Genomic DNA, 12,992 nt, shown 5'->3' with positions numbered 1-12,992 from the left:
CACCGGCCGTTCATGCGGTTCGCCGGAAACTATCCGCCTTAGCTTGCGCCCAATAATCGGAAATCTTCGTGCTCGCGGGATCGTCCAGCAGCGCTCTCTCATCCAGAAATTCATAGATCTTGTCGATTGGTGCCGAATAGGCGCCATTAAGCCGCTCACGCATGTCGCGCGGGGTTATTTCCCACGGGCTGTTCAGTCCCATGGCCACTACGATCTCGCGCAATGAAGCCACGGTTTGGTGCTGGAATCGTGCGACACGCGGCCCTTTATCTTCGACCACCAGACCACGCTGCCGCCAGCCTTCCTGCGTTGCGACACCGGTGGGACAATTACCTGTGTGGCATTGCATCGATTGTACGCAGCCCAGCGAAAACATGAAGGGGCGCGCAGCGTTGCACCAGTCCGCCCCCAGAGCGAACGCCTTGGCCATACCGGCCCCAGAGTGGATTTTTCCCGCAGCGGCCAGCTTCACCTTGTCTTTCAGGCCCGTGCCAACCAGCGCGTTGCGGACCCAGATCAATCCCTCGCGCAGGGGCATGCCGACGCTGTTGGAAAGTTCGAGCGGTGCCGCGCCGGTGCCTCCCTCCGCTCCGTCAACCGTGATGAAATCCGGTGTGATGCCCGTCTCGAGCATCGCTTTGGCAACGGCGAGGATTTCATGCGGCTGACCCACGCACAGCTTAAACCCGACAGGCTTTCCACCGGATAATTCACGCAATTTGCGGATAAATTGCAGCATTTCGATCGGGGTGGAAAATGTCGGATGTGCGGCGGGGGAATAAACGGTTTGCCACGGCGTAACACCGCGCGCTTCGGCAATCTCGGGTGTGACCTTGGAACCGGGTAGCACGCCGCCATGGCCCGGCTTGGCGCCCTGGCTCAGCTTGAGTTCGATCATTTTTACTGCATCGCCGCTGGCATTTTCGGCAAACAGCCCTCCGTCAAACCCGCCATCTTTCGCACGGCAGCCGAAATATCCGCTGCCAATCTCCCATATCAGGTCGCCGCCATGCGCACGGTGATATTTGCTGATGCTGCCTTCACCCGTATTATGGGCAAATCCGCCCATGCTCGCCCCCAGGTTCAACGCCTCGATGGCTCTGGCAGAAAGCGACCCGAAGCTCATCGCGGAAATGTTCAAAAGCGCGGTATTATACGGTTTGGCACAGCTCTCTTCGCCGACGTTGACCCGCCAGAATTCAGGCGCTTCGTCGCGCGGCACGATTGAATGCCCCAGCCACTCATATTCGTCGGAATACACATCGAGTTCGGTGCCCATGGGATGCGAATCCAGCTGGCCTTTCGCACGGGCGTAAATCAGGCTTCGCTGATCATGGTTGAAAGGACGCCCTTCAAGATCGCCCTCAACGAAATAGGATTGTACGAACGGGCGCAATTCTTCCGACCACCACCGCACCCGCGCAACCAAGGGGAAATTTCTTCTGAGCGTGTGGGTTGTCTGAAAAAAATCCCACACTGCTACAATCGTTGCAGGGATCAACAACACCAGCGCCAGCCAGAGCGGCGGATACAGTACGGAAAGACCTGTGAACGCCAGTAACACGGCAGGGATCAGGTAACGCGGAGCGGTGAGCGCAGCCATACCGGACGCCCGACCTAGACCAGATTCTTGGAAAAAAACGCGTCCGTCCGGCTGTCGGCGATCCGCGCATTTTCCGCGTCGCGCCGCGCTCCGCTTTCGGTGGCAAACCCATGATCCATTCCGGGATAATCGTGCAGGGTAACTTTGGTGTTGTTGTCGAGACCATCATGGATGGCGGCCTGCGCGGCTTTATCGACGAAGTGATCCTCTTCAGGGATATGCAGCATCAGCGGATTGGCGATGGCATGCGCTTCATTGATCATCTGATCGATCATCACACCGTAATACCCGACGCTGGCGTCGATGTCCGTGCGCGCCGCTGCCATGTATGCCATGCGGCCACCCAGGCAAAAACCAACCACCCCGACTTTCGAGACATTACAGTCGTCTTTGAGCCAGCGGATCAACGCTTCAATGTCCTGGACACCAAGATCGGCATCGAATTTGCCCATATTTTCGAGCGCGCGATTAAATTCGCTTTCGATATCCGGATCAAGTTCCTCACCCGCGGCGAAACGCCAGAAGATATCCGGCGCCGCGGCTACGTAACCTTTTGCAGCCCAGTCGTCACATTTTTTGCGAATACCCGGATTTACGCCGAATATTTCGGGGATCACGATGATTGCGGCCTTTGCCTCGTTTTCAGGACGCGCAACATAAGTCGGGATATTTCCCTCGGTTTGCAGTGTCGGAACTTGAGACATCACAGTCATAATACTCTCCTGAAATCGATCGATTCCGCCGTGTGCAGGCTTCGCAACCATCCCTATCGCCATGTTGCGGACCTTGCCAACTGGCTTTGGGAAGCCCAAATCCAAACAGACGGCCATAAGAGCCTAACGGAGGAACACGCATGAAGGTCCACGTCGAAATCGATTGCACACCGGAAGAGGCGCGCACATTCATGGGTTTGCCCGATGTGGGCAAGGCAAATGACATCTATGTCGATATGATGTCGAAGGCCATGAAGGGTGTAACAAGCCCTGACCAACTGCAGGATTACGCCAAAAATCTGGCGCCGATGGGGCAAATGGGCATGAAATTGTTCCAGAATTTTGTCGAAGGCAGTCTTAATGCCGGGGCTGCAGCGGCTGGTAAAACGTCCAGGAAAAAGACTGACGACTGACATAGCCAGTGCGGCACGCCAGATCGCGCTTCCCATGCACACGATATTCGCCTTATCCAGCGGTGCGCCGCCCGCAGCCATAGCGGTGATCCGGATCAGCGGACCTGCCACGGCTGACGCCCTGCGATCACTTGCCGGAAAACTGCCCGTACCGCGGCGCGCGTCACTGGCCGAATTACGCAGCACGTCTGGTGACAAACTTGACGATGCTCTGGTGCTCTGGTTTCCAGGGCCGGCAAGTGCCACCGGCGAAGATTGCGGCGAATTGCATCTTCACGGCGGACGGGCGATTGTTGGCGCGGTCGAAGATGCCTTGTCCGGCATCGATGGATTGCGGGCTGCAAAACCCGGCGAGTTCACCCGGCGGTCCTTCGCTAACGGCCGGATTGATCTGGCGCAGGCTGAGGGACTCGCGGACTTGCTGGAAGCCGAGACAGAGCTGCAGCGCCGCTCTGCAATGGCACTGGCAAACGGCGCGTTGTCGGACCAGGTAGCTGCTTGGCGTGACGACCTTCTTTCGCTCTCGGCCTTGGTAGAATCGGCACTGGATTTCGCCGACGAAGATGATGTCGCGCCGCTACCGAATGACTTTGGAGACAATCTTGGGGCATTGTCTGCCTCACTTTGCCAATGGCTGGAACGCCCGCGCGCCAGGGTTCTGAAAGAGGGCTACCGCGTGGCGCTTGCAGGCCCCCCGAACGCGGGAAAATCGACTTTGTTCAACGTGTTAGTGGAATGCGAAGCAGCAATCGCATCACCTGTAGCGGGCACAACGCGCGATGTCCTGACCCGTTCGATTGCGCTGGAAGGTGTGCCGCTGACATTTGTGGATATGGCAGGCTTGCACACCGAAAGCGCCGATGAGATTGAAAAAATAGGGATTGGCCGCGCGCAGAAAGAGATCTGCGATGCTGATCTGGTCTTGTGGCTTGGCGCTGAAGGTATGGGGCCGGCGGGTTGTTGGGAGGTCCAGTCGCAAATTGATACGGGCGCGCATTGCAAATCCCGGCCAGATTACCGCGTGTCTGCGGTAACTGGCGAAGGCATTGAAACACTCCGCTCTGCGATCATACGAAACGCCCGCGGTTCGCTACCCAAACCAGGCGAAATTGCGTTGAACGAGCGGCAGGCAGAACTCATCGGTGAGGCTGCGGAGGCACTTGGCGGCGACGTGCCGGATGATCTGCTTATACTCGGCGAACATCTCAGGACAGCGCGCTCGGCATTTGACCGGCTGGTAGGCAGGTCTGGCACCGAAGATATGCTTGATACGCTGTTCGGACGCTTCTGCATCGGAAAATGATGTTCCACGTGGAACACATTGTCGAAGTGTAAGTGCCACAGCCTAAGGTGGCGACCGCCCTTGGTTCGAAACAATGTTGGCTAAATCGCTACTCCCGTTATATCGAGGCCTCAAATGAAACCTCACGATATCCTCGTTATCGGCGGCGGTCACGCCGGAGTAGAAGCTGCTGCGGTCGCAGCGCGGATGGGCGCGCGCGTGGGTCTCGTCAGTTTTGATCTGCAGGCGATCGGCGCCATGAGCTGTAATCCTGCGATAGGCGGGCTGGGCAAGGGGCATCTAGTCCGCGAAGTCGATGCATTCGACGGTTTGATAGCCAAAGCGGCAGACGCAGCGGCGATACATTACCGTATGCTAAATCAGTCCAAAGGCAGCGCAGTATGGGGGCCGCGGATTCAAGCCGACCGGATCCTTTTCAAAGCATCGATCCAGCATCAGTTGAAGCAACAGGGCGATCTTGACCTTATAGCCGGTGAAGCGGCTGAGCTGTTGATCAGCGGCGGCCGCATCCGCGGGCTCGTTCTGGGTGATGGGACACGGCTCGTATCGAAATGTGTGATCCTGTGCACCGGGACTTTTCTGGGCGGAACGCTGTTTCGCGGCGAAGAGCGTTTGACGGGCGGGCGGATCGGAGAAGACTCGGCACAGATTTTGGCGCAGCAACTGCGCGCTGCAGATTTGCCGATGGCACGGTTGAAAACGGGCACTCCGCCCAGGCTTGATGGTAGAACAATCGATTGGGCGCGCCTTGTCGAGCAGCCATCGGATTGCCAGTCCTGGACGATGTCCGAGATGTCCGCCAAGCGGGTCAATCCGCAGATATTCTGCGCCGTCACGCGTACCAATATTCGCTCGCACGACATTATTCGGGCCAATCTGGACAGGTCGCCCTTGTTCGGCGGGGATATCCAGGGCGAAGGGCCGCGATATTGTCCTTCGATCGAGGATAAGATTCACCGTTTTGGCGACCGTGATGGTCATCAAGTCTTCCTCGAACCTGAAGGGCTGGGCACGGCCATGGTTTATCCCAATGGCATCAGCACGTCCTTGCCGACGGATGTCCAGCTTGCGATGCTTCGCAGCATGGAGGGGCTAGAGGCTGTCGATATGACCGTGCCCGGATACGCGGTCGAATATGACCATATCGATCCGCGCGCCTTGGCGCCTTCGCTCGAGTTGCAAGCAATCCCCGGGCTGTACTGTGCGGGCCAGATCAATGGCACGACCGGCTATGAAGAGGCTGCGGCCCAAGGTCTAATGGCCGGGATGAACGCCGCCGCGGCGGTGCTTGGCCGGGAAATGCCGGACTTGGACCGGTCCAATTCGTATATCGCCGTTATGCTGGACGATTTGACGCTTCACGGTGTCAGTGAACCCTACCGGATGCTGACATCCCGCGCCGAATATCGTTTGCGGTTGCGCGCCAATAACGCAGGCACGCGGTTGACCCCGCTGGCAATCGAGGCAGGCTGTGTTGCGCAAGACAGGACTGTAGCGTTCATGCGCAAAATGGATTTGCGCGCGGAATGGAAGCAATTATTAGCCGCCGATATAAGCGCGGCCACGCTTGCGTCAGCGGGCCTGCCGGTGCGTCCTGATTCGGGCAAGCGTACATTGGCGGACTGGTTGCGTTTCGGCGGCGTGGATCTGGATGGACTATCGCCCTGGTTACCAGATGGAGCAGATATTGCGAGTGACGCGGCATTAGAAGTCGCCGAAGACTGTGCCTACGCCCCATATCTCGCGCGGCAGGATTCAGAACTACGCGATCTGAAGGCCAGCGAGGGCGTTGTTTTGGGTACGGGATATCCGTTTTGTGATGTCCCGGGCCTATCGAACGAGATGCTTGAACGGCTGGAAGCATCGAGACCCGCCACTTTGGCCGCGGCCGGGCGTATTGCGGGGATTACGCCAGCTGCGCTGGCGGCGCTACTTGTTCACGCCCGCAAACGCGCAGCAATTGCCGCATGACAGGATGCAGATGATAGAAACCGAAGAACAGGCAAGTCAGTTTGTTGCTGACATGTGCGACAGCGCCGCAATGGAGCGGCTTATTATGTTCTGCTCCATGCTACGCGAAGAGGCTGCCCGGCAGAATCTCGTTTCGAAGTCTTCGCTGTTCCATATGTGGGTAAGGCACATCGCAGATAGCGCGCAGCTTCTCAGCCATGTTCCACGTGAAACACAAGGTGTTTGGCTGGATTTGGGGACCGGGGCCGGGCTGCCCGGGATGGTCGTTGCGCTGATGCGTCCAAACCAGCGTATTCGTCTTGTCGAATCGCGGCGTAAGCGAATCGAGTGGTTGGAAGGTTGCATCGATCACTTCGAGCTTCGTAATTGTAGCGTCGATGCCGCAAAACTGGAAAACGTTGAAACAACCAAAGTAAGCGTTATTTCGGCCCGGGCCTTCGCGCCGTTGCCGGTTTTGCTCAAGTTGTCCGCACGGTTTTCCACACGCCAAACGATCTGGCTGTTGCCGAAAGGGCGTTCGGCGGAGCAAGAATTGGAAGATGCCAAGCCGGCAACAAAAAAACTGTTCCACGTGGAACAATCGGTGACCAGTGCAGAGGCCCGAATTCTTGTTGGCAAAGGGCAGATCAAGGAACGTCAGAAGACATGAAGCTGCCGACGACATGATACGGATTGCTATTGCAAACCAAAAGGGCGGGGTGGGCAAAACCACAACCGCGATCAATATCGCAACCGCTATGGCGGCAACCGGCTGGAAAACGTTGCTCATCGATCTGGACCCTCAGGGGAACGCATCGACGGGCCTGGGGATCAGTGCTGGCGAGCGGGAGAAGTCCAGTTATGATCTAATTGTTGATCAGGCGCCTCTCGCCAATTGTGCGATGGCAACCAAGATTCCGGGTTTGGATCTGGTGCCCGCGACGGAAGATCTGAGCGGAGCCGAGATAGAGCTTGTTTCCGTCGAGCAGCGAACCGACCGCCTTCGTAGTGCATTGGCCGGAAACACGGGTTACGATATTTGTTTTATCGATTGCCCCCCCTCCCTCGGGCTGCTTACTCTCAACGCCCTGGGTGCAGCCGACACGTTGCTGGTTCCTCTGCAATGCGAGTTTTTCGCGCTTGAGGGGCTCAGCCAGCTGCTGCAGACGGTCGAGCGTATTCAACAGCGGTTCAATCCCGATCTTGGCATTGTCGGCATCGTGTTGACCATGTTCGACCGGCGCAACCGCCTTACAGATCAGGTGGCGGACGATGTTCGCGATTGTCTGGGCAATTTGGTGTTTGAATCGGTGATCCCGCGAAACGTCAGATTGTCCGAAGCGCCGAGCCATGGCCTTCCGGCGCTAGTTTATGACCATTCCTGCGCCGGAAGCCGGGCCTATATGGCTCTGGCGAGGGAATTGATCGGCCGTTTGCCTGAAAGGAAAAAAGCCGCATGAGCGATCCCTCGGACCCCATCCGCCTGTCTGTAGCAGCGCCGGATTCAGCAGCGAAATCCAGACCGCGAAAACTGGGCAAAGGTTTAGGTGCACTGCTAGGCGAAACGCGGAGGGAGGAACCTCTGGTCCAATCCAATTATGGTGCGCAAAACAATTCAGCAAAAACAGTCACATCGGTAGGTGACGGCCTCAATATGCTGTCCGTTTCAGATATCGAACCGCATCCTGACCAGCCGCGCCGCCATTTTGATGAAACGGCATTGGAGGAACTTGCCGCCTCGATTGCATCGCGCGGGGTAATCCAGCCAATCATTGTTCGTCCGACAAAAGGCGGGCGCTATCAACTTGTAGCCGGTGAACGCCGCTGGCGCGCAGCGCAAAAGGCCCATTTGCACCAAATTCCCGCTCTGGTCCGCGACCTCGACGAGCGCGATGTGATGACCCTCGCCCTGATCGAGAATATCCAGCGTGAAGACCTCAACCCGATTGAAGAGGCGCGTGCATATAGCCGCCTGGCAAAGAGCGAGGGCCTCACTCAGGCGGAAATTTCCGGCATCGTCGACAAATCGCGCAGCCATGTCGCAAATCTCCAGCGGCTTTTATCCTTGCCTGACAGCGTGCTCGAACTGGTCGAAACGGGCGAACTGGGAATGGGCCACGCACGCGCATTAATCGGCAACGATGCAGCCGAGGAACTGGCGAGGAAGGCTGTTTCGGCCAAGTTATCCGTGCGCGAAGTAGAAAAGCTGGTCCGTTCAGGTGACGGACCCGCACAGCGCAAGGCCCGGTCCCCGCGTGATACTGCCAAAGATGCCGATATTGCGGCAGTACAGAATCATCTCGAAGAATTTCTTGGCATGAATGTGAAAATTGCAACCGACGCAGACCCGCGATCAGGCGCGGTTTCGATCAGATACCGCACTTTGGATCAGTTGGACCTGCTGTGCCAACGCCTTACCGGCGGCGATATTTGACAAAAAAGTCTTTCAATTCAGATACGTATTGTCACTTAATGTGCTGACGCATCCGCATGGAAGAAACTAGAAGTTAACGCAAAAGCGTTGCGTTGTTAACCAAGCGTACAAAGGAAAGCTGAACCTCCCGCCCTTAGAGACGGATTTGCGAATGGGGCTAGACCCGTTCGGCGGGCTTGCCTCGGGTGACCCGGGCTAGAAATCGCTTTGGAAGGGACCAGATCCAGATGACTAATAAATTCCGTAACGGCGCCGCTGGCGTCGCACTTATTGCCGCACTCGGTATGTCCACCGCAGCTTCGGCGGCTGATTCTGAAACCGCAACTGCAGAGGCGGAAGTTCTCACCGCTTTGACACTGGTCGTTGCCGAGGGTTCGATCCTCGACTTTGGTCAGGTTGCCGTAAACGGCGGGGGTACGATCGTTCTTGACCCGACCGACGAATCAAATCCGACCTGTTCGGCCAACCTCGTTTGCATCGGCGATACTTTTGCAGTCAATTTCGAGATTACCGGCCAGGGCGACCAGGACGTAGGCATTTCGCTTCCAACATCAGCAGTTGACCTCGTCCGTGCCGGCGGCGTTGCCACTAACGCGGCCGACAAGCTCGAGCTGAGCAGTTTCGTCAGTAATGATGCCGACGACGTGGTTACGCTCGACGTTGATGGCGACGGCGGTTTTGCAGTTGGCGGCACGTTGACTTTCGACGGTTCGGAAATCGCCGGGACTTATTCCGGAATGTTCGCAGTCACGGTAGAATATCAATAATTTAAGGGACTTTTGACCTGGCGTTTCCCGCGCCCGGACAAATGAAGGGGGCTGTTCCGCATAACGCGGAGCAGCCCTTTTTCATTGCCCGTCCTGCATAGGGTTTATGCGATCTTAACCCTGTTTGCCTAAGGCATAAGGGCGATCCCCTGGGTGCCGCTTTGGCATCCTGTGCTTTGGAGAGAATAAACATGAATTCCCGCTTCGCACGCCTTGTCGCCCACAGTTTGCTGCCAGTGGTTGCGACCGCGGCCGTGTTCTTATCCGCGCCACTTGCCGCCCAGGGCGATCTGCTGGTCGCCCCGACGCGGGTTATCCTTGACGGCCGGCAGGGGACGGAAGTCATTCTGAGCAACATAGGTGATCAGGAGGCGACGTACCGCATCGGTTTGGAGCTGCGCCGGATGACAAGCGAGGGCACATTGGAAGATGTCGCCCCCGAAGGTGTGAATGCGGTAGAAGAGGCGGCGCTCGCGATGATCCGCTATGCCCCGCGCCGTATCAGGCTAGCTCCGGGACAACCGCAAGCCGTCCGCATCAGCGCGCGCCCCGATGCTGCCTTGCCTGATGGCGAATACCGGGTCCACATGTCTTTCAAGGCGATTCCCGATGCGAAGCCCGTTACGCAAGGGCCCGATGCGGATCCGGCTACCGGTATCCGGATCGAGTTGGTGCCGGTTTACGGCGTAACCATTCCGATTATTGTACGCAAAGGTCGCTTGGAAGCGACAGCAGCGATCCAGAACCCTCGCATCGAACGGAACGATCGGGGGCAATATCTTGCGCTGGATTTAGCCAGACAAGGCCAAAGTTCCACTTACGGCGAGATCCGGGTGATGCGGCAGGGCGTTGATGAACCTTTGTTTCTCGCACGCGGCGTGGCTATTTATTCCGAAGTTGCACAGCGAACAGTTCAACTGGGACTTAATCCAGAAAAGGCCGCCGAATTGCGCGGGCCTGTCCGGATCGAATACCGCGAAATGCCGGAAAATGGCGGCGCTCTTATCGCCGCAGTCGATACAGTTATCGGCTAGGCCAGATAACGGCATACAAATCAGCCACTTGATATGAAAAGTTTTCGTTCCACCCGGCTTAGCGCCGCTGCGGGCTTCGCAGCGGCGCTTTCCGTGTTTGGGGCGAGCGTGCCGTTGCAGGCGCAAACCGCTGCCACACCCGCCTCGCAGCAGTGGGAAGCCAGCGAAGATGATTTCCTCTTGCTGGAGTTACAGATCCAGCGATACCGCTTGGCCGGGGACATACGCGGCTACCAAACCGATCAGGGCATATGTGTGGATATGGCTGACATCATCCAGGCGCTGGATCTACCGCTTCGACTCGACAAAAAGTCGCGCCGCGCAACCGGTTGGTTGTTTGCGGAGGATCAGAACTTCACTATCGATCGAGCAGCAAATACGGTACAAAACGTGAACGGTTCAAAAATACTGTCCGCAGGCGATATCTACGACACGCCTGAGGGATGGTGCGTGGACAGTCGGGCGCTATCGAACTGGTTCGGAGTGTCATTCAAGCCGAATTTGCAGAATGCGGCGATTAAAGTCGAGGGCGGAGAAGCACTGCCGTTCATCGCAGCTTTAGAACGGAAAAGTCGTGCGGCGCGACTTCGCCCGAAACGCGCCAGCTTTGATCTGGCAACGCTTGAACAGGCCGATGTGCCATACCGCGCGTGGCGCACCCCGTCGGTTGACGCGGTTGTCAGTGCCAATGTTCTGACCAAGCCGGATGGCGATACGCAAATCAGCAGGCGGTTTGAATTATTCAGCAGCGGCGAGATAGCCGGCGCCAGTTTTGATGCGCGCATCGCGTCTGACAGGCAGGGCGTGCCCAACTCGCTCCGCATGCGCGCCTACAAGATCAATCTGGACGGCGGACTGCTGGGACCGCTGGATGCGACGCAAGTGGCAATTGGTGACGTCGAGACACCAAGCACCAGCTTGACCGGACAGACGGCTGTGGGCCGCGGCGCATTTGTCAGCAATCGGCCACTTGGCCGTGGCGGCAGCTTTTCAACCACCACATTGCGGGGCGCATTGCCAACCGGGTGGGATGCCGAACTTTACCGGAACGGTCAGTTGATCGCTTTTCAGGGTTCCCGCGAAGACGGGCGTTACGAATTTATCGATGTAGAGCTTCTCTACGGCCAGAATGCGCTCGAAGTGGTGCTTTATGGCCCGCAAGGACAAATCCGCCGCGAGCGAAGCAATTTGCCTGTCGGAGCGCAGAGCATTGCGCCAGGCACCTTCCAATATTGGGCCGGGATCGTCGAACAGGATCGCGACCTCATAGATTTACGCAAGCGGATCAACGAGCCAATGACAGGGTGGCGAGGGGGTATCGGGATCGAGCGCGGGTTCGACAGGCGCACCATGGCCGGTTTCGCACTTCAGAGCATCGTTTTGGGCGGGAAACGCCGGAATTATCTGGAGGCGAACGTTCTGCGTTCGATCGGACCGATGCTTTTGGAGCTGTCGGCGGCGCAGGAATATAGAAGCGGCAGAACCTATCGCGCCGAAGCGCTGGGCAAATTTGGAAATATCAATTTCCAGGCCCAGTCGTTGTGGGTAGATGGGCGCTTCGAGAGCGACCTGGTGGGCGCAGATCAGAAAAGCGATCATGCATTGACGTTGGATGCGACCCTGAAACTGGGCAAGATAGCAGTTCCGGTTCAGGCAGGCGTACGCCATTCCGTCGAGCGGGACGGTAGAAAAGTTACCGAATGGTTAACGCGGGCCTCGCTTAGCACCCGCCGCATTGCGTTAACGGGCGAGTTGGCAAATATAAACACGACAGGCCCCAGATTCGGCCCGAATGACGGGACCAGGCTGCGGCTGCTCGCAAACGGCAGACTTGCCGGGGTGCGCCTGCGCGGGGAAGCGTCATTTCAATTATCAGGCCGCGACGAAGGATTTCGGAGCGCCAGTCTGGTTGCCGAAAAACGATTGAACGATTTCTCCGATGTTGCGTTACGATTAGACCGTGATGCCGTCGCGAGACGGACGACCGGCGAGCTTGCCTACGTCCGTCAGTTTGACAAATTCTCGCTCAGCGCGGGGGCAACCGCCGGTTCGGATGGATCGCGCGGAGGACGGCTTTCGGTAGCCTTCAGTTTCGGTCCAGATCCAGCCGGCGGCGGGGTGCGGTTTTCGCGAAACAAGCTTGCCAGAACAGGACAGGCGGCGGTTACCGTTTTCCGCGATGATAATGCCGACGGGCGCCGCCAGACTGGCGAAGAAGTGCTCGAAAATGTGGGTGTCGAGGCCGGTTTCCGTACAACCGAGTCAATCACCGACCAGAATGGCCGCACAGTCGTTGACGGTTTGCGGCCCTATATCCCGGTTGTTGTCGGAATTGACGAAGGAAGCCTCGACGATCCGTTCCTGGCGGCGGGTACAAAGGGTGTCGTCGTAACGCCCCGACCCGGTGTCGCCGCAGTAATCGAGCTGGGCGTAACGCCCACTGGCGAAGTCGAAGGCGTTCTTCACACTGTGTCAGGTGTCCCGCGCGGCGGTGCGCAACTGGAACTGGTCAATGCAAAGGGAACCGTCGTTGCGCAAACCGTCAGCGAATATGACGGGTTCTTCCTTTTCGACCGTGTGCCTTACGGTGCATACAGCCTCAGGTTGAAGGCCGCTGATGCCAAAGTGTTGGAGGTAGCAACCAGTCTGTCGTCGCCGTTCATTCTAGGAAAAGGAATGGATCTCAAGCGGTTGGGAACGATCCGGATGCGCGCCGACCGTAGTGCAATTGCGATGGCGGATTAGTCGCCGCGACAGCCGATGCCGATTGCCGCC

11 protein-coding genes are annotated in these 12,992 nt (G+C 57.7%); 9 read left to right on the top strand and 2 right to left on the bottom strand.

What is annotated here, in order from left to right; all coding sequences use genetic code 11:
• Nucleotides 1–10 precede the first annotated feature (10 nt).
• Together WFP06_RS00290 and WFP06_RS00285 are read right to left on the bottom strand one after the other, a co-directional pair.
• Entirely contained in the window at nt 11–1,603 is a 1,593-nt protein-coding gene (locus WFP06_RS00290) for an FMN-binding glutamate synthase family protein (protein WP_336985262.1), read from the bottom strand.
• A 14-nt stretch (nt 1,604–1,617) separates the two neighbouring features.
• On the bottom strand, nt 1,618–2,316 hold the full coding sequence (locus tag WFP06_RS00285; RefSeq protein ID WP_336985261.1) for a dienelactone hydrolase family protein: 699 nt from the start codon (nt 2,314–2,316) through the stop codon (nt 1,618–1,620).
• A gap of 140 nt (nt 2,317–2,456) precedes the next feature.
• On the opposite strand from WFP06_RS00285, the gene WFP06_RS00280 reads away from it, so the two are divergent.
• The 9 genes from WFP06_RS00280 (at nt 2,457) to WFP06_RS00240 (ending at nt 12,962) form a co-directional block, all read left to right on the top strand.
• Nucleotides 2,457–2,729, top strand: coding sequence for a DUF6489 family protein (locus tag WFP06_RS00280; protein WP_336985260.1), 273 nt, complete (start codon nt 2,457–2,459; stop codon nt 2,727–2,729).
• Nucleotides 2,730–2,763: 34 nt separating this feature from the next.
• Nucleotides 2,764–4,032 (top strand): tRNA uridine-5-carboxymethylaminomethyl(34) synthesis GTPase MnmE, encoded by a 1,269-nt coding sequence (mnmE, locus tag WFP06_RS00275; RefSeq protein ID WP_336985259.1) that lies wholly within the window; start codon nt 2,764–2,766, stop codon nt 4,030–4,032.
• A gap of 114 nt (nt 4,033–4,146) precedes the next feature.
• Nucleotides 4,147–6,003 carry a tRNA uridine-5-carboxymethylaminomethyl(34) synthesis enzyme MnmG gene (gene mnmG / locus WFP06_RS00270; RefSeq protein WP_336985258.1) on the top strand — a complete coding sequence of 619 codons (1,857 nt, stop codon included), beginning with the start codon at nt 4,147–4,149 and terminating at the stop codon, nt 6,001–6,003.
• Nucleotides 6,004–6,013: 10 nt separating this feature from the next.
• Nucleotides 6,014–6,652, top strand: coding sequence for a 16S rRNA (guanine(527)-N(7))-methyltransferase RsmG (rsmG, locus tag WFP06_RS00265; RefSeq protein ID WP_336985257.1), 639 nt, complete (start codon nt 6,014–6,016; stop codon nt 6,650–6,652).
• A gap of 13 nt (nt 6,653–6,665) precedes the next feature.
• Complete coding sequence (locus WFP06_RS00260) at nt 6,666–7,442, top strand: ParA family protein (protein ID WP_336985256.1); 777 nt, start codon at nt 6,666–6,668, stop codon at nt 7,440–7,442.
• On the top strand, nt 7,439–8,416 hold the full coding sequence (locus WFP06_RS00255; RefSeq protein ID WP_336985255.1) for a ParB/RepB/Spo0J family partition protein: 978 nt from the start codon (nt 7,439–7,441) through the stop codon (nt 8,414–8,416). Before WFP06_RS00260 ends, WFP06_RS00255 begins: the two co-directional genes overlap by 4 nt.
• Before the next feature lie 227 nt (nt 8,417–8,643).
• Nucleotides 8,644–9,183: a DUF4402 domain-containing protein gene (locus tag WFP06_RS00250; RefSeq protein ID WP_336985254.1), complete on the top strand. Its 540-nt coding sequence runs from the start codon at nt 8,644–8,646 to the stop codon at nt 9,181–9,183.
• 191 nt (nt 9,184–9,374) lie between these two features.
• Complete coding sequence (locus WFP06_RS00245) at nt 9,375–10,217, top strand: fimbrial biogenesis chaperone (protein ID WP_336985253.1); 843 nt, start codon at nt 9,375–9,377, stop codon at nt 10,215–10,217.
• A 33-nt stretch (nt 10,218–10,250) separates the two neighbouring features.
• Nucleotides 10,251–12,962 carry an MSCRAMM family protein gene (locus WFP06_RS00240; RefSeq protein ID WP_336985252.1) on the top strand — a complete coding sequence of 904 codons (2,712 nt, stop codon included), beginning with the start codon at nt 10,251–10,253 and terminating at the stop codon, nt 12,960–12,962.
• Nucleotides 12,963–12,992 lie beyond the last annotated feature (30 nt).

This window comes from Altererythrobacter aquiaggeris, from assembly GCF_037154015.1.
GTDB classification, from domain to species: Bacteria; Pseudomonadota; Alphaproteobacteria; order Sphingomonadales; family Sphingomonadaceae; genus Aestuarierythrobacter; species Aestuarierythrobacter aquiaggeris.
This window is presented reverse-complemented; position numbering and strand designations above follow the sequence as displayed.

Coding starts and splice junctions, on each gene's coding strand:
- WFP06_RS00290 (WP_336985262.1), bottom strand. CDS start 1,603: ATGGCTGCGCTCACCGCTCCGCGTTACCTGATCCCTGCCGTGTTACTG.
- WFP06_RS00285 (WP_336985261.1), bottom strand. CDS start 2,316: ATGACTGTGATGTCTCAAGTTCCGACACTGCAAACCGAGGGAAATATC.
- WFP06_RS00280 (WP_336985260.1), top strand. CDS start 2,457: ATGAAGGTCCACGTCGAAATCGATTGCACACCGGAAGAGGCGCGCACA.
- mnmE (WP_336985259.1), top strand. CDS start 2,764: ATGCACACGATATTCGCCTTATCCAGCGGTGCGCCGCCCGCAGCCATA.
- mnmG (WP_336985258.1), top strand. CDS start 4,147: ATGAAACCTCACGATATCCTCGTTATCGGCGGCGGTCACGCCGGAGTA.
- rsmG (WP_336985257.1), top strand. CDS start 6,014: ATGATAGAAACCGAAGAACAGGCAAGTCAGTTTGTTGCTGACATGTGC.
- WFP06_RS00260 (WP_336985256.1), top strand. CDS start 6,666: ATGATACGGATTGCTATTGCAAACCAAAAGGGCGGGGTGGGCAAAACC.
- WFP06_RS00255 (WP_336985255.1), top strand. CDS start 7,439: ATGAGCGATCCCTCGGACCCCATCCGCCTGTCTGTAGCAGCGCCGGAT.
- WFP06_RS00250 (WP_336985254.1), top strand. CDS start 8,644: ATGACTAATAAATTCCGTAACGGCGCCGCTGGCGTCGCACTTATTGCC.
- WFP06_RS00245 (WP_336985253.1), top strand. CDS start 9,375: ATGAATTCCCGCTTCGCACGCCTTGTCGCCCACAGTTTGCTGCCAGTG.
- WFP06_RS00240 (WP_336985252.1), top strand. CDS start 10,251: ATGAAAAGTTTTCGTTCCACCCGGCTTAGCGCCGCTGCGGGCTTCGCA.